Origin of the sequence: Massilia rhizosphaerae (assembly GCF_016093545.1) — a bacterium.
Taxonomy (GTDB): Bacteria; Pseudomonadota; Gammaproteobacteria; order Burkholderiales; family Burkholderiaceae_D; genus Telluria; species Telluria rhizosphaerae.
Genome location: NZ_JADKYX010000001.1, coordinates 522,238 through 540,157, shown reverse-complemented (window position 1 = coordinate 540,157; position 17,920 = coordinate 522,238). Strand labels below are relative to the sequence as shown.

7 protein-coding genes are annotated in these 17,920 nt (G+C 66.6%); 1 reads left to right on the top strand and 6 read right to left on the bottom strand.

Annotated elements, in window-relative coordinates; all coding sequences use genetic code 11:
- Nucleotides 1-271 precede the first annotated feature (271 nt).
- A complete protein-coding gene (locus ISF28_RS02255) occupies nt 272-4,339 on the top strand; it encodes an NACHT domain-containing protein (RefSeq protein ID WP_198115492.1) in 4,068 nt (1,355 codons plus the stop codon).
- A 1,393-nt stretch (nt 4,340-5,732) separates the two neighbouring features.
- Here ISF28_RS02255 and ISF28_RS02250 read toward each other — a convergent pair.
- From ISF28_RS02250 to ISF28_RS02225, 6 genes are all read right to left on the bottom strand, one after another.
- Nucleotides 5,733-12,431, bottom strand: a complete 6,699-nt coding sequence (locus tag ISF28_RS02250; RefSeq protein WP_198115491.1) for a hypothetical protein — start codon at nt 12,429-12,431, stop codon at nt 5,733-5,735.
- 3 nt (nt 12,432-12,434) lie between these two features.
- Entirely contained in the window at nt 12,435-12,674 is a 240-nt protein-coding gene (locus tag ISF28_RS02245; protein ID WP_198115490.1) for a hypothetical protein, read from the bottom strand.
- 9 nt (nt 12,675-12,683) lie between these two features.
- The gene (locus ISF28_RS02240) at nt 12,684-15,218 is read right to left on the bottom strand and encodes an eCIS core domain-containing protein (RefSeq protein WP_198115489.1); all 2,535 of its coding nucleotides are present in this window, start codon (nt 15,216-15,218) and stop codon (nt 12,684-12,686) included.
- Between the two features lie 5 nt (nt 15,219-15,223).
- Nucleotides 15,224-16,294, bottom strand: coding sequence for a hypothetical protein (locus tag ISF28_RS02235; RefSeq protein ID WP_198115488.1), 1,071 nt, complete (start codon nt 16,292-16,294; stop codon nt 15,224-15,226).
- Nucleotides 16,291-16,872 carry a Pvc16 family protein gene (locus ISF28_RS02230; RefSeq protein WP_198115487.1) on the bottom strand — a complete coding sequence of 194 codons (582 nt, stop codon included), beginning with the start codon at nt 16,870-16,872 and terminating at the stop codon, nt 16,291-16,293. The genes ISF28_RS02235 and ISF28_RS02230 overlap by 4 nt, the downstream gene beginning before the upstream one ends.
- 61 nt (nt 16,873-16,933) lie before the next feature.
- The gene (locus ISF28_RS02225) at nt 16,934-17,905 is read right to left on the bottom strand and encodes a hypothetical protein (protein WP_198115486.1); all 972 of its coding nucleotides are present in this window, start codon (nt 17,903-17,905) and stop codon (nt 16,934-16,936) included.
- Nucleotides 17,906-17,920: the final 15 nt, after the last annotated feature.

The window sequence follows — 17,920 nt, the reverse complement described above, 5'->3', positions numbered from 1 at the left end:
AAAAGACTTCGATGTAATCGAAGATGTCGGTGCGGCACAAATGATAGTGCGGTACGTGCGCCGGCTAGAGCGCGCCGGTGGCGGCTTGCCTAATCGGTGGAGGCATTGTCTAGTGCCAATCAGATCTGGCTGGTAGGATTTGCCGGCATGCCGCGAGCGTGCTCAACAAGTAGAGGAAGCCTAAGATGGCAGCGAGCAATGATTGGACTGAATGGCATTTAACGCCGCCGAGCGTAAGCCGTTTAATGGCCGAACTTGGTAGGAAAATCCAGTGCAATCCAGCTTCCCAATAAGCGAATCCATGCACGGCAGCGAATCGTCCCCTGTCAGCGACATCCACGACAGACACGTGAAGTGTGTCTTACCCAACGCCGGGGAGGCGGGAATTTTTTCCGGCTTCCTAGACGACAGATGCGTGGTGCTCCTCGGGCACGCCGGTGCCGGCAAGACAAGCTTGTTCGAGCATTTCTCGGTACAGGAGGACGGCCGCCTGACCACTGCCGCGCGCTTGCTCGGCCTTGGCGCCAATATTGATCTCAAGGGCAGGACAGTGTACGTGGACGCCCTGGACGAACAGCGTGTCGGCAACGATCTCCGCGAAACGCTCGCTAAAGTCCTCTGCGCGCTTCGCGATTTAGGTGCTGCCCGCATCCGTATCGCCTGCCGCGCCTCGGATTGGTACGCAAGCGCAGCCTCGACCATGGAGCTTGGCGATTATTTCCGTCAATACCGAGTGCTCATGCTTGAACCGTTGACCGAGGTTCAGATGCTGCAAGTGCTGCGGTCGCGTGAATTGGAGAACCCAGAGGACTTCGTGAGGCAAGCCAAGCAGCGCGGCTTGCAGGAGTTGCTCGGCAATCCACAGAACCTCCTGATGCTGCAAAAGTTCGTGGCGAGCCGAACCGGTTGGCCCACCGGTCGTTATCCGCTGTACGAGGGCGCCGTCGAAGAATTGCTGGTAGAGCATAACAAACAAATTCGGCACATTGGCCGTCCGTATAAACTCGACAAAATACGTAGCGTTTGCGGTGGTCTGTGCGCCTTGCGTTTACTGAGCGACATCGGTGGCATCGCGCTGGTCCCAGGGGAGGATGAGCAGTTTCCTTACTACCGGGATATCGCACTCGACGATGAGGATGCCATGCTGGCCGCACTCGGACGACGAGTATTCGTGTCGACCGGTGACGAAATGATGGACAATTCGCACCGGACCGTCGCCGAATTTCTGGCGGCGCAGTGGCTGGCCGAGCGGATCGCAACGGGCTTGCCGCTCGGACGGGTGCGTGCGCTCATAGGAGTAGAGGGTACGCCGGCTTCATCCTTGCGCGGGGTACATGCTTGGCTGGCGGTGATGCTGGACATGCAAGGCCCCGATGAGGCATTCGAACTTATCGCGGCCGATCCGACTGGAGTGCTGGTCTACGCCGACGTCGGGATGCTGAAGAGCGCCTCCAAGCGTCACCTGCTACAGGCACTCGCGGCCGACGCTGCGCCCGCCAGCGCCGAATATGACGGATTGCTGTCCGAACTGAACCTGGGTCGCTTGTCCGGACCGGAGATGGTGCCGACCTTTAAGGAAGTACTCGGTCCGGCATGTACGGACGTCCACTTGCGCACGGTTGTGCTCGACGCCATCCGACTGGGCCAGCCGCAAGCGCAGTTACGGAACGAACTCGTCCATATATTGAACGATCGCGATGATCCTGGACGGGAAGCTAGCCTGGAGGCGCTGCTGGCCCTGCCGGAACCACCGTATGATCAGCTGGCGGAGATTTATCCGCGAGTAGGGGTGACCTACTCTGAATTGCCGCTGAAGACAGGCCTGCTTGCAAGCTTGTATGGCCGGCACCTGGGAACCCAGGACGTGCTGGATATGCTGGAGCAGGCCCAGGCCCCAGGCAATGGGCTGAACCTGAACAAGGTGCCACATCTGGATATTCGCGTGGACGATGAGCACGCGCCGGATCTGTTGGACGGGCTGCACGATGCCTGGCAAAGGAAACCCGAGCTTGCCCAGAACCCGGCCGCATTCAGAGTCCTGGCGCTGATCGATGCCGCCCTGGCGCAGGTGCTGGAACGAAGCGAGGCCTACGAGCCTGGACGGTTGTTCGGCTGGCTGTTGCTCCGCTATTACTATTCCGGCGGCGGGGAGTTTATGCCCGCTTCGCCGGCACTGGTGCAGGCCTTTTCCGCGCGCGAAGATGTGTTGAACGGACTGGCGGACCAAAGCCTGCGCTTGCTGGCCGTAGGGCGCGCGGACTTCTCCCGGGTGATGGAACTTCGCGACATATCGTTCGGGCTCATGACAGCGGCTTTCGTGGCGGATCGCGCGATTACTTTGCTGTGCAGCCCAGAGGCGGAGTGGGACATGAAATCCCTGTATGACGCAGCCCTCACGCTGGCGCATGAGGAAGGAGACAGTGGGGCGAAACACCTGGCCATCCTGTCGAATCTCGCGCACGAGGACCCAGCGCTGGCTGCGGTCGCAGAAAAAATCCGCGCACAGGTGCAGCCCAAGCCGGTCAGCGAGCCCGTGTACACGCCCGCGCCAGGTCCGCGACGGACGAGGATCGCGGCGCACATTTTGGAAAACGAAGCCAAGATCCGTGCCGGAGAAAGGGTCGACGTGCTCGCCGAGGTGAGCGAGCTCTATTACCCAACGAATGGTCGGTACGGCATGGAGCGGCTGCGGGAGGAACTGGGGGAGGATGCCTGCAGCATTGTGGCCGAGGGTCTGATTGCGTTCGCCACGCGCGCCGACGTCGCCCCTTTCCCGGAGGTGCTTGAGCTGGCGGTGAACAATCAGCTGCCGAAAAGCCGCTATGCCATCGCGGCGGGCATCGAATTAGGGTGTTCGACTTTTCCGCCGGAAGTGTTGCAAGCGAGACTGGCCGCCGTCACCCTGCTGAACAGTTATATCAGGGGACGGCGCGGGCTGTTCGCCTCGCCTAGCGCGGCACAGTCATGGGAAAAGGAAATTTGTCATCGCTATCCGGTACTGGCGGTCGACACCTACGCGCGCCTTGCCAAGGAATGCTTGGAACGAAATTCCTCTTCCCTTGAGGGATTGCGCCAGCTGTGCGGCAATCCCGCCCTGATGCCGTACAGCAACGAGGCCGCCCTGGGTATTCTGCGGGATCATCCAGACGTGGACGAGGCAAGGGCCAGAATTCTGCTGCCGTTCGTGCTGAACAACGGCAGCGAGGAAGAAAATAGCGCGCTGCTGGCCTCTATGTTGGCAGGAACTGCGGCTTCTCCTCACGGACATGGCTATCTGATGTGGTTGGCGACAGCAATGGTGCTGGAGCCCCGCCGGCATGACGCCGCGGTGGCGACCGCAGCGGCATCTGCTGCCGCGGGTCTGGTCGACGCGCTGTACCTCGTCTGTAGCTTGCGATCCTTGCGTTCAATCGGACTGCATAAGCTGGATGTCGACGCCATCGGCACCTTGGGAGACTTCGTTGTCGCGCACGCTCCCGCCGGGCACTTGAAAAATTTCATGAGCCACGCACATCAGCTGATAATGACGCTAATCGATCTGCTTGAAACAAATCCCAACCCGGCCGCAGGGAGTCTGCTGCGACGGATGCTGGCAAATCCCGCGCTTGCGTCCCTCAAGGCGCGAATCGAAAGGGCTTTGCCAAGACAGCACACCCTGACCGTCGACAGCCATTACCGGCAGTTTCGTTGGCCGGATATTCTCGCAAGGCTGCGCAACGGCCTGCCTGCAAGCGTCGAGGATCTGCAAGCACTGGTCTTGGACCACATGAAAAAGATCCAAGTGGACGTCACCGGGTCAAGTTTCAATTTGCACAAATTGTTCTGGAATGAGGACAAGTACGGACGGGCCACCCAAGAAAAGTGCGAGAACAGCGCGCGCGACGTGCTCATGGGGCTATTTGCTTACCGGCTCGCGCCCTATAGGGTGGATATTCAGCCGGAAGGCAGCATGCGGGACAATAAGCGGGTCGATATCCTGCTGAGTCATGGAAACCTGAAACTCGTCATCGAACTCAAGCGAGATTCGCATGCCGACGTGCCGACTGCAATCCAGGACCAATTGGACCGCTACACACGTCTGCCGCAAGCGTCCGGGCGGGGCATTTTCGGAGTTTTCTGGTACGGTAAGACGCACTCGACATCGCCGGAAACTTTATACAATGACTTAAAGAAGTCGATTCCTCCTGGGATGTCTGAGCGTATCAAGGTGTTTGTGCTCGATGTGTCGGTACCGAAAGGCAGTGTGAAGCCGCCGAAGGCGGCTGCAACAAAGCCGGCCCCGCCCATAAAATCGGCGGGCAGGAAGTCCCAAGGTAGGCGCCAAACTGATAAGGTCTAGGTTGGCGGACTTTCGTTTTGTATAAAAATTAAATTTTAAACTTACGCTGCGCACCAGGATTTAAAGACGCGTGCTACCGATGTCTGTACAACATCCTTCTACCCGAACCGCTAGTAGGAGGCCGCTACAAGTAGGGGAGGGAAGCGGTACGCCGGCAGAAAGCATCGTTATGTCCATAGAGATACCCTCCAGTCTAGCCCCGGTTGCGAGGATAGCTCAAACAGACCGCACGCCGCCCAGCTCTCAGTTCAGCTCAACCCAAGAAGCAGTCGGCAGGGCAAGACAGCAAGCAAAAACGACGCGTAAGCAGTTCAAATTTCCGGCCTTTCTTGACTTTCAGATAGAATCGTCGATGCCTCAATGTTTCCGATAGATCGTAGCAGTCCGCTGATCCATAGCGGATGAGGCCGGCCACGAAAAGCCGGGAATAAAAGCAGGAAATTAGCGCATCGCCGCGCCACTTCGAGCGCATCCTTTCAACTCGACATTATAACGCGTAATGTCGAGTTAATCGCCTTATAGCTCAGTATCGAAGTGGGGTCCGTTTTAGTCACGTAAGACACGAACTCAATTGCTCAGCGTCGTATTCATCTCGTAAAGTTGACCGAGCCGAATGAATTCGATGATTAGCCGCTGCCTAATCTGCCGCTACTTGCCGTTACGAGCCGACCTGCGAGCGTTCGGAATGCTGTCGGCCCTGTGTCGAGTCCAGGGACGAATACTCAGGCCATTTGGCCTCCGTAGTCTGGTGACGGCCAGAGCTACATTGATCGGTATATCTGCTTCGCTTGGTGCGGCACGATTGCTTCAGCGGACGACGTTTGATGAACGGCACTGGAATGTCTCTGTCAGCCAGCTGCGTGAGTTGTTGTCGTCCTTGCGGTAATCGATCTCGACTACCACCAGCTTGGCCGGAGCAGCCAAGCGGAAGCAGCCAAGCGGAAGCAGCCGCAGCGCCCCTGAGTCGACGTTGCAGGCAAAGGAAGTTGTCCTGGCCGAACTCACAAGCGTGCCAGCGCAGCCACGACAGCCAACAGAGTAGATCGCCGGCGAGTACGGGAGCAAACAGAGGAGGTGTCACCGATCCATGTTGGTCCGGTGCTCAGCCCGCGACACGAATTTTTACCTTTTCTGCCGATTCCGCGAAGACCTCATATTCATGTCGCTGCGAACCCGATTTCGTGTCGGCGTATTACTACTGACGTGGGCAGAGAAGAGAACGGGCACAAGCTTATACCATATTTGACATAATATAGATTATGCGAATTTATGTCATTTCCGTAACGCGTCACGGAAAACGACAATACTTACAACCCCGCCGACGCTGGATCGATAGCCGGTTCCCGAACGATCATCCCGGACTCCATGTCCCGGTCGTGGCCGAAAATTATCGTCAGGCCACGGCCAGCCGCCGGACCTCCGCCAGCCGCTTGCGCCAGCCCTCGACACGATCGCTGGCGACACCGGGCACGTCTACGCGGGCATCCGCCCAGTCCACGAGGCGGCGGATCGCCAGCCGCCGCGGGGCGGCGTCCGCCCCCACCGCCTTCGCCACCTCTTCCTCGAGAGCGGCCACGAGACGTTCCATTTGGTCGGCGCGCGGCGCTTGCTCCGGCTTCACCAGTGTGGTCACGACCCCCAGCCGCTCCAGCGCCTCGGGCCGTGGCAGGCGCAGTGCTTCGGCGGGGCGTTGCCGCGGCGTTCGCCGGAAGCAAGTGGCGATCTGCGCCCTTCCGTCGGCCACCTTGACCACCGCCTTGATGTCGCCGCCGACCGCCTTGTGCATGAACACGAATGCCGTGGCGCCGGTCTGCTCGACCTCGACCGACAGGTCCTCGGCCGCCGCGATCGCGTCGTTGGCGGCGGCCACGTAGGCATCGAGTCCGAACGTCTCGCGCGTCGACCCGCTCGGCCCCAGTTCCTTGCCATGCTTGAGCCAATGGTAGGCCGCCGCCGACGGCGTGCCGAACTTCAACTTGCGGTTCCGGGCGGCGACTTGGATCGCGGCCTGCTGCTGGTCGCGCGTCCCACCGTCGATGGCGCCAGGCGCATGCTGCCCGGCATCCTGCAGTGCCCCGTCGAGCACCTCGCCCGGCTCGCTCGCATTCTGCTCGGCCAGCGCCAGGCTGGCCTCGCACAGCTCGACCAGCTGCTCCACGCTCTGCGGGTTATGCTTCAGCGCCGACCGCATCGCCGCCTCCAGCGTCACGGGGCTGCGGTGCCACACGACCAGCAGGTCGTAGAGCCGGATCTTGCCGGCGACCGGTATGTTCGCGAACAAGGCCTCGCCGTCGACACCGAGGGCCTTGAGCATCATGTCGACGTCGGCGAGATGGCGGTGGAAGCGCAGGCGCTCGCCGCCGGTCTTGGTCAGCTCGTCGAGCGACTCGTCCTGCGGCGGCGGCATTTTGCCGTGCGTCACAATATTTTCGACCAACATGAAGACCAGGCGGAGGGTGCCGTTGACCTGCATCTGCCGCACCTTGGCCGGGTGCAGCAACAGCTCGCCGCCGAGATCGACCAACCCGTCGGCCACGGTTGCGTGATACGAAAATCCCTTCAGGCCCTTGTTGAGCTGCTCGACCAAGGTCTTGGCGTCGACCTCGCCGTCGCTGAGCGCCTCCTCGACCAACCACGGCCGCGGTCCGCGGTAGAGGTCGCCGTCGAGGTCGGGCCGGCCGGGCTGCCCGGTCTTCGACAAGCCGGCGATATGCTTGTCCCACGTTCGCGACGAGGCTTTCCAGCGGTAGATGTGATGGTGCTGCGCACGGTGGCCGGGCAAGTCGTGATCGGTGAAGTCGATGTCGATCATCAGCCGCTCTTCCGGGTCCTCGGTGCGCGCGAACACCCGGTACTGGTAGACGCCGCCGTGCTCATCGTCGATCTTGACCTGGGGCGCGGCGCCCGGCACCACGTCGTCTTCGGTCTTGGGGTTGTCGAGGCGACGCGGTACGACATTGCGCTCGAACGCCGGCGTGCGGTCGGCGGCGAGGCCCGCCACCGAGTCGGGGAACAGCGCGCGAATCGCCCGGTCCGAGAAGCCGAGCTTGGTCATCGTCTGCATGATCTCGACCGGCGTTTTCTCGCGCGCCTTCTCCAACATGCGCACGGTGTCCGCAACCTCGGTGGCGTCCTGGCCGCGCGCGCGCTCGATCAGCGCCAGGTACGCCTGGCGCAGCAGCGCCTGCTGCTCTTCCGGCATCCGGTAGTCGCGGCCGACGAACTTGAACGAGCGCCCGATCTCTTCGAAAGGCGGGTCCTCGGATTTGCTCAGATCGCCGAAGAACTTGTCGGCGACGAGCACCAGGCGCTTCTGCAGCGCGTCCGCCACGCCTTCGCCCGTGGGGTCGTGCAGATTGCCTTCGTGGTCGAAGTACAATGCGTTCATGCGGAAGTCGCGCTTGGTGGCATCGTGCGCCAGCCCTTCGGTGTCGAGGGTCTTGTCCTCGCCCTCGTCGGCGCAGGTGATGTCGATCGGGTTGTTCCCGTTCGACAACTTGAGCAGGCGCAGCCCGCGCAGGCGCACCAGCTCGCGGCCCAGGGTGTTGAACCGATCGTGCGACTGGAGCAGCGCGTCGAGCTGCGCCAGCTTCAACGTGCATGTCAGGTCGACGTCGTTGGGCACGTCGCCGTGCACCGCGTCGCGCACCGCGCCGCCGGTGACGACGACCTGGCCGTTACCCGAGCGGATGAGCGCTATCAGGTCGTAGACGTGCAGATCGCGGCTCACCGGGCCGACCGGCCGCATGAAGACTTCGCGCGCGAGCCCGGCCGGCGGCTGGAGCGGCGCGAGATCGACCTGGGGCGGCGGCACGAAGCCGCCGAGATCCGCCGACGGCAGCGCCGGACGGCCGTGGATCTCGAACTCCGCGGGGATGTCGATCGGGAAGACGTCGACATTGCCATTGAGCTTGGCGGTGGTGAAGTGGTACGGATCGGCCTCGTCCCCGTGGCTGCCGAGCACGGCGTTTGAATAGTTTTCGCGCAGGTGCTTGGCGATGCCGAGGTCGGCGGTCATCAGGCGCGTCGGGCTGTCGGGCCGGTGCTCGGTCTGCTGCGAACGCGTGGCGTGCATGGTGTCGGCGACCAGCCCGCGGTCTGGCGCGCCCTTGCCGCCGCCGACCTGCGCCTCCTCCATCGCGATCAGGTCGCTGGCGTACTTACCCTCGCGGCTGGCGTTGTCGCGCGCGCCGTCGATCGGCACACCATAACACGGGATGGGGGCGGAAAGGCCCAACAGCTTCTGCACGGCAACGCTCAACTGTTCCATCACGCCCGGGCCGAAGGCCGACAGCTCGCCGAGCACCATGTTGGGCAGGCGCAGGTCGGCCGGCCGAAGATGCGTGATCAGCGCCAATGCCTTGCGCTGGACCGCGCGCTCCTCGCTGCTCAGGTCCTCGACCTTCAGCAGCAGCGCCTTGACCACGTTCGTGTCGAGCACCAGGGAAGTGTCGGTGAGTGGCGGCCACGCCGCCTCCGCCAGCGTGGGTGCAAGCTTGCGCAGCTGTCCGACAAGGGCGCGGATCGACACGATCGCGTTGTTCGAACGGTAGTAAGAGATCAGCCGGGTCGCCGTATGGAAGCCGAGCAGGCGTTGCAGCATCTCGGCGTCGGCGGGACTGATGAAGAAGCTTTCGGTCGCGGCCTCGATCTCGGCGGGGACGGGCAGAGTCTTCTGCACCCGCGTCTTACGCACCCGCACACCGACATTTCCCAGGTCGATGGGCACGTCCTCGGCCTCGAGGAACTCGGCGCAAACCGCGCGCACGTTGGTATTGTTGAGCTTGCCGAAAATATCGTGGAACGGATCGGCGTCGCCCTTGGCCTTGGCCGGCGCGAGTTCGGCGCCGCTGCCCTCGCCCACCTTTGGCGGGGTCACGCCGAGCGGTTCCAAGGCGCGCGTCGCCTCGTCGAGCGCCCTGCTGTCGGCTTGGCCGTCTGCGGTGCCGTCCGCGATACTCGGGGTCGTGGGAGCGTCGCGGCGGCGCAGCCGCTCCGAGATCTGGTACGCGACCTGCTTGATCTGATTGCCGGGCGTCTCCTGCAGCACCTTCAGCAGGGCTTTCGCGTGGGCGCCGGCATTCTCGTCGGCCAGCACGGCGTGCAGCGTGCGGTAGCCGTCCTCCATGAGATACGCCGGCTCCAACCTGGTGCGCGGATCGACCGGCTCGGGCGTCGACTCGTCGTCGAGGCCATAACCGAACAGGAAATCGTCATCGCCGCCCTCGGGCACTTCCGTGGGCAGCACGGTCGGCAGCGCAGTCGGCAAGGCCTTCGGCAGATCCGGTTGCTGCACCTCCGGTTGCTTGCCCATCCTGGTCTTGCGCTCGCCTTCGGGGATCACGCGCGCGGCGTCGATGCGCTCCGAGCGCTGTCGAACCCGCGCGGCGGCGAGCGGCGTCAGTTGTTGCCACAGGTGCCGCACGAGCGGCCGGATCAGATCGTCTTCGCCATTGACCAGGCCGGGGTTGAAGCTGAGCCACAGCTCGCTCAGCGCCAGCACCAGGTTCGCGGCCGCCGGCTGGGTCATCTCCAGCTGTGCGGCGTAGGCCACCGTCACGTTGAGCAGCCGATCGTCCTCGTCGCCGGCGCCGATCCGGTCGGGCAGCCACGAGGCAAGCGTGGCGTGCACCGTGCTCACGTGCCGCGGCTCGGCGTCGCGGTCGATCAACTGATCCTTGACCACACGGGTGCCGCCGAGCGGTTCGGGCTCGGCGCGCGTCGGCGCGATCGGCGCCTTGTAGCGCAGCCCGGCCAGCGCGCCCTGCCGGATCCGATCGATCGCCATCGCGAACCAGTCGCGCGCGTCGCTCAGATCGGCACGGTTCGATACCATCAGCTGCGGGTGCGCTTCGCCGGGGCCGACCCACATCGGATCGCCGTCGGTGCCCGGATCGGTGACCACGACCTCGATCGACAACTTCCGGCTGGGCAGGCGCGGATCGCGCAATACCAGCGTCGACGGCGGCAGCGGCCTGATGCCGAGGTCGCCGAGCTTGGCGGCCGCCGCCATCACCTCGGAGATCACCAGCGGCTCCTCATCGACGCCGCGCAAGCGCACCGGCGCCTCGATGGGGGCAGTCACCCCGAGCTCGGGCACGCTGGTCGAGCGCGGCGCCGTCGACGTTCCGCGCCGGGTCGACGGGTGGCCGGTGCCGGTCCCCCCGCCGGCCAGCGGGGGCGGCAACCCGGTGGCATCGAAATCCGCGCCGGTGGCCACCTGACCGCCGTCGTCGCACGGTTGATCCTCCTCGAGCACATAGCTGTACACGTAGCCGTGGTTGACGTCGTGCGGCAGGTCGCGTTCGCCGGCCTCGCCGCCGGGCTGCCGATCGACGCGGGTCACGCGATCATCGGCAAGCTGCCATTGGCCCATGTGGCGGCGGTGCGCCCAATAATGGCCGCCCCTGCCGCCGCCTTGATGATAGACGACGCTGGTCAGGCGGTAGCGCTTGCGCCGGACCGGCGGATCGCCTTCGAGCAACGTAAGGCGCTCGGGCATGCCGAAGCGCTTTCCCTCCTTGCGCCCATCGGGCAAGGAGCGTTGCAGCACAATCGTCATCACCTGCGGCAGCCGCGTGAAGCGACTGGCGACCCGTTGCCGCGTGATGTGCACCCCGACGCCATCGTTGCGCGCCCGCATGTCCGCCTCTTCTTCGACGCCGTCGCCGCCGAACGTATCATTGAGGTAGCTGATGAGATCGTCGTGGCCGGCGAGCGGCACCAGCAGCGTGGGCTCCGGTGCCTCGGGTCGCGCCAGGACGCCGTGCGCGAAGTCGGCGACGTCGGCGTGCTCCGCTTCGGGCGCCGGCTCCGAACTCACGATCGTGACCCGCTTGCCGACCTCGATACGGTTGCCTTCGGGCGGAGCGAACAGATCGAGTATCGCGCCCAGCACCTCGTGCGCGTCCTCCTGCGCGGCGGGGCCGCCGATCTCGGCCGGACCGGCGAGGATACCGTTCTCGACGAGCTGGGCGCGCAGCTCCTGCACCTCGTGCGGACCGATCGGCGCGCCGTCGACATCGTTGACCCGCTGTATCAATGACAGCAGACGGCCACGCATGCGCAGCGATGCCCCGCGGCGGTCGTGGATGGCGCGCAGTTGGGCTTGGGCTTGTTCGGCGTTGGCGGCGTCGGGACCGTGGGTGCCGACCAGGGCGCCGAAATCGGGTGCGTCGACCGACAGCGCGTCGCGCAGCGCATCGACCTCCGCCTCGCAGGTGTCGGGCGTGATCGCGCTATTGTGGGCGCGCACGAAAGCGCGCAGCTCGGTACGCATGCTGTCGTTGGCGGTCAGGAGAGCCGGGTAGGCGCCTGCGAGCAGCTGGATAATCGAGTTGAGGAAGCAGTCGTTGTCCTGGTTGGGCAGACCGCGGATCGACGCGTCGATCGGCCCCGCGTCGGCCACCGGCGACTGCCTGTCCGTCAGCGGCTGTCGCTCGGTCGCCTGAGCGCGGCCGCTGGCCTGGCCGCCGCCGCCGCCGCGCCCGCCGCGCCACATCCAGTACAGCACCGTGCCGGCCATGACGAGGCCGGCCGCGATCTTGAAACGCGTCTTCCAGTCATTGGGGGCGATCAGGATGGTAATTTCGAGGCCGTTGCTGCGCCGGGGATCGGGCCCGGCATCGACGGTGATGAACATCCCGATGCCGGGCTCGAGCTGTTCCGAGAAATAGGCCTCGAGCTGACGGGCCAAGCGCCTGCGCTCCGCCAGCGCCTGCGCCGGCGACATGCCCTTGCTCGGCGGCTGCGACAAGATCGCCTGGGCCGCGCGGCCCAACCGCTCGTGCAACTGCGCCGGTGTCTCGTCAGCCTCGGGCGGCGGCGCGTCGATCGGATGCGCGAACGGGGCCTCGATCGGTGCGGCGCCGGGGGCGGAGCCAGTGTCCTCGCCGACGGCGCCCCCGTTGGCCAGCCGCTGCATCGACTGCAACTGCGCCACGCGCGGGCTGCCGTCGACCGCCTGCTGCAGGCTGCTGCGCACGTCGGCCTGCGGACGCAAGTCCTGGATACCGCCGGACCGCGTGGACGCCTTGCCCCTGCCGCTTGCGGCGACGGCACCCTGCACTTTCGGCGCAACCCGGCTACGCATGGCTCAGCCCTTCTCCTCGTCGTCTTCCTGCTGCGCCAGTTCCGCATTCAGCATCACCAGCGCCTGGTGCGCGTTGTCGAGCCGCGCGCGCGGGCTGCGGTTGACGGCTTCGCCCAGCTTGCGCGGTCCGGCCATGCGCGGGCTGTCGGCGGCCATCCGCTCCTTCGCGGTGGCGGGGCGGCGTGCCGGCCTCGCGCCGGCATGCGTGAGAAGCGCGGGCGGTACGGGTTCGGATTTTTTCACGTGCACTCCTCAAGATTGCGGCAAGTAGCGGGCGTCCGGCCGGTAGTCGAGGCGGAAACGGTAAAGGAAGCGTCCCTCGCTCCAGTGCGCGGGCAGCGCCAGCGCCTCGAGCCGGAACTCGTATTTCTTGCGGTCGGCGGTCACGCTGTAGCTGCTGCCCGCCTTGAGCACGCTGGCGAGCGCGATGTCGGGTGCCGCGCTGGCGGGCTTGAGCGCCGGCGTCGAGGCGGCGAAGCCCATGCGCGCCACGGCCGCCGCCGCGGACGTCAGCTGTTGCGCCGCCACCAGCTGGTCGATGCCCCCGGTGAGTTCCAGCGTGGGCGCGAGCAGCACGCCGTCCAGCGTGGCGGGCCCCGTTGCGGCTTCACTGCTGCGCGCATAACGGCGCCGCGTCCCGGCGGCGCCCGCGTGGTGGACGATCGCGTGCAGGCTGCCGGTCTGGAAAACGCCCGCCGGTTCCGCGCCCGCCGCCTGGAGCTCCACGCTGAGGCCGGAATAGCGGCCGGTATTGCGCACCGGATGATTCCAGCCCAAACTGCTGCCATGCAGCTGCGCGGTAATCTGCTGGCCCGCCTGCGTGCCCGGCAGAGTGAGCGACTGTTCGCGCAGCACGGCGCGGTTGCCCGCACCGTCGCTGAGGATCTGGCGTCCGGCATCGGCGTGTGCACCGCCCTCGCCCGCGCGCCAGTGCGCGAGCGTGGGTTCCAGCGTCGCGTCCATGCGCGAATGCAGGGCGCCGCTGCCTTCGAACCGGGCATGTTCCGCGTCCAGCGTGATGAAGGCGTCGGGCAGGCCGATGGTGCCGGACAGCCGGCCGCTCATGCCGCCGTCCGCCTCCGTGCGCGCCGTCAGCCAGGCGCTGGCGGCGCCGGTGCCGCTGGCCATCATGGAGCCGATGTCGTGGCGGCCGCTCATCCCGCTCAGGTAGCCGCTGAAACTGCCCCGCACCGCGCCCTCGTGCTTGCGTCCCGCGGGGTCGGTATAGTCGCCGCCGATGCGCGCCTGGCCGGGACGGCGCTGCACCACCGCGTCGGCCGTTTCGTAGGGGCCGTCGGCCACGGCGGTGCGTACTCTCTCCTGCGCGCCGTGGAAGATGCCGCCCGGCGCGCCCGGCAAGTCGATCGCGGCGAGGGACGCGACGCTGCGGCCGCGGGCCGCGTCGGCCACGCCGATATTGTCCGCGATGTGCGCGCTGCTCCATTGCCGCGCCAGGCCATCCAGCCATTGACCGGGACCCTCGCGCGGCGCGGCGCCGTGCTTGTCGGCGATGCGTTCGATCAGTGCGGCGCGGATGGCGGCGCGCTGGGCCGCCGGGGTCGCCGGCGCGGGCGTCTGGGCCGTGCCGTGCGCGTCGTCCGGCTTGCGTCCGTTCTCCGCGCCGCCCTCCGCCTGCGCGTCGTCCGCGGCGGCTTCCTCGGGTGGAAGCGGAAGTTGCACGGTGCGCCAGGCGCCGCTTTGGACCAGTTCCAACTGCCGTTCGCGCTTGCCGCCGAACAGGCGGCGGAAGTCGGGCCCGCTGGCCGCGCGCAGCAGGTGCGCGACGTCGTGCGCCGGCTGGGCGAACAGCGCCTGCAGCACGTTCAGGTCCATGCGCGCCAGGTTGTCCAGCTGCGCCTCCAGCGCCGCCACCCCGGCCTCGGTGCCCCACAAGGAGAACTGGCGCACGTACACGGCCTGCATGCGCGCCGCGCCGAGCAAGGTGATGAGGCGCGACAGCGCGTCCCAGGGCACCTGCACTTGTCCGGCGAGGCGGTAGATCACGCTGCCGTGGTAGCTGTTCTCGAAGGCCGCGCCGCCGTCCTGGCCTTGCGCCTCGGCGGCGGGGGGCGCGGGCTCCGGCGCCAGCAGCGCGTCCACCTTGCGCGCGTTGTTGATCCATTCCGGCGGATTGCCGTCGCGCCGCAGCCAGAACGCCTGCGCCACCGGCGCGGCGGCGCGCTGGATCGGGCTTGCCGCGGGCGCCGCCGCGCCGCCGCTGCCGCGCCCCAGCCGTTCGGCGCGCGCGCCCATGCGGTCCGCTTCGTGTTCCAGGGCCTTGTCGTCGTTGATGGCGATGCCCTTCGCCTGCATCGTTGCGCGCACCCGGCCTTGCGCCTGCTGGACGAGGTGCCAGGCTTCGTGCGGCAAATGCCTTTCCTGTCCCGGCCCGAGGTGGATCTGTCCCGCCTGCGCATACGCGTGCGCCTGGATGCGGCCCGGCGCGGGCGAGTTGCGGTACACGCTCGCGCCGGCCAGGTCGATGCCGGACAGCTGGAAAATCCCGCTGCGCAGGCCCGCCGGCAACGGCGCGCCGCCGTTCTTGGGCGCGTGCGCCGGTGCGCGCTGGGCCTGCATGCGCGGGCTCTGGGCCACGAGCTGGCACAGGCGGCCCTGTGCCTGTACGCGCCCGCTCGACTGCACCATCGCGGCCAGCCTGCGCTGTGCCGTCGCGCGGCCGCTGTCCAGCGCCATGCGGTGCAGCGCCGTCTGCGCTTGCGGCGTTCCCTGCCGGCGCGGGGCGGCGGCGGGCGGCTGGGCATGGACGCTGTCGTGGCGGCGTTCCATCGGCGTTACAGATAAACGAAGATGTCGCTGGTGCCGCCCAGCGGATCGGCGCCGGGCTGCACCAGCGACGCCCCGCGCGCGTAAGGCAGCGCGATCTTCTGTCCGCCCCGGCCCTTGCGGCCCGCCGCGACCGGCTTGTTCAAGGTGATGCGGTAGGCGTCCGGGAAGGCGGCCATCGCGATCGGCTGCTGCGACTCGAAGATCCACGGCGCCGCCGTGGCGTCGGGATTGGTGCAGACGAAGGACGGCCCCGCCGCATCGCCCGGCGCCGCCGCCTGCACCGTCCACGCGCCCAGCTGCAGGGTGCTGCTGAAGACGTGGTAGCGCCACACCGTCGCCCGCGGCGCCAGCGTAAAGGTGTACTGCGGGTCGGTCAGGCTGCCGTCGGCGGCGATGGCCGGGCAGCCGCGTTCCATCAGGGGCGCCTGCAGCGGCCCGCCGGGATACACCGCCAGCACGCCGAAGCTGCGGGCACAGGGTTGCGGCTGCAGGTAGAAATCGAGCACCGTGGCGTCGTCGGCCAGCACACTGTAGCGGCCCGCCGGCAGCGCGCCCAGCGCGAGCGCGACGGCCGCCTGCGGCGCCTCGGGCGTCGTGCCCGTGTAGCGCGGCTGGCCCAGCGCGTCGATCACTGCGACACGGGCGGCGGACACGGGCGCCGCGAGCGGCACGGTGAAGCCGGACGGGCGCAGGACCAGGGCGCTGTCCGCAAAGTCCGGGCACAGTGCGCCCGCGGCGCTGCCCAGGTTATCGGCATAGAACAGGGTGTCGCTCAGCGCCTGTCCCTTGCCGGACGAGGCGCTCAGCGCGGACTGGTCGATGGCGCTGTAATTGAGCAGCGCCGGATCGCTGTTGTACAGCGTGAAATCCAGCGGCTGCGGCGACGCGTACGTTGCGGCGCGCTGCGGGTCCCTGCAGAACACGGCGCCGCCGTCGGCCAGCGGCTGGAAGTACAAGCCGTATTGCTGCATCAGCCCGAGGCAGGCGGGCGTGGGACGCAGCGACAGGGCCGTGCAAGGCCCGGTGCCGAAATACGGATGCACGATGCCGATGCCGAACAGCCGGGAAAGCCTCATGCCTGGGTGCCCGCCAGGACCGGCGCCGTCGTGTCCACGCCGGGAATCGGGGTGATGACCCAGTCCTCCTGCACCGTCACCATGCGCAGCTTGTACACCACGGACGGCAGGTAGTTGGCGCCCAGGACCGCCCACAGCGTGCTCAGCTCGGACATGCTCAGGCTCACCACCTCCATGCTGAGCTGGCTCATGCCGGGCGGGAAGTCGGCCGAATTCTGCGGATCGAACCCCCACTTCGCCTGGAAAAAAGCCATCGCATGGCTCAGCATCCTGAGCGCGCCGTCGGCGTAGTTGTTGGCGTAGGACGCGGACAGCAGCACGTAGAGGTTGAGGAACAGCGTGGGATTGGTCTTGCCGTAGGCCGCGCCCTGGCGCGAGACGAAGCCGGTGGAGCCGACCGCCGTTTCGCGTTCAATGTTGACCAGCGTGAGCACCAGCTTGTTGTCGATGCCGAGCGGCACGCTGTCGTCCGGATTGGACAGGCTGGCGAGAACGGCCGTCTTCTCGTTGCCGGGAAAGCTGGCGTCGAGATAGTTGTTCAGTTCGGCGAGGATGAACTTGAGTGCTTTGTCGATCATGGCGATGTCCGCTGGTCCGGAAAAACGGCGCGCCGGCCCGCGGGCCGGACGCGCCTTGCGCTTACGCTGCCTGCTGTATCTGCTCCGGCGCGGCGGCGCCGGCATTGCCGCTGCCGCCGGCCGGGGCCGACGGTGCGGACGACGCGGACGGCGCGGACGGTGCCGGCGTGGGCGCGCTGGCGCTGATCACGGTCCAGCCGCTGAAGCTGTTGCCGGTGTTGGCGATCAGGCCCGATGCGCCGGCCAGCGCGGTGCAGCCGTTGACCGGGTCGCCGGTGATGGCGGTGACGGCGAACGGCGGCGGCGGCAGGCGGTTCGGGGTGGCGGCGGCCACGGCCGGCGCGGTGGCGGAGCCGGGGGTGAACTTCACCGTGTAGGTGTAGAACTGGTTTTCGCCAAAGACGATGAAGCCGTTGACATTACCGCACACGAGCGACACCTGGATGCGCGCCACCGGCAGGCTGCTGCCCCCGGCGCTGAGAGGCACCCAGGCGCAGGAGCAGCCACCCGCCGCGTAGTACAGGCTGGACGGGCCGTTGGGCGAGCCGATCACCAGCAGGACGCCAGTGGTCGGATCGCCGGCCACGCCGATGATGGTGCCGGCGGGCGGCGCCGTCAGCAGGGTCCACTCCGGCGCGCCGCCGCTGAACTGCAGGCTGTACAAATTGGTGCCGTCGCTGATCACGAGGCCATTCAGCAGGTCCCCGGACATGGCCTTGATGGAACCGGCACCCGACGGCAGGGCCGGCAGGCTGTACCAGCGCGCGCCGGCCACGCCCACGCTGTTCAGGTACGCGACCTTGGTGCCGCTGTACACGGCGACGCCATTGTTGATGTCGCCGCACAGGCCTTGCGGGTTGCTCAGCGCGGGCGCGGTCGACTGCACCGGCGTGGAGGTGGGGCTGCTGAAGCTCACCACCTGGTTGTTGATCAGGGCCACCACGCCGTTTTGCAGCGGCGCCTTCGCGCCCTGGTAACCGCCGGTGACGAGGAAGGCCGGAGCGGCCTGGGTGTTCTGTGGTGCTTGCGCCATGTAGATTCTCCTTCT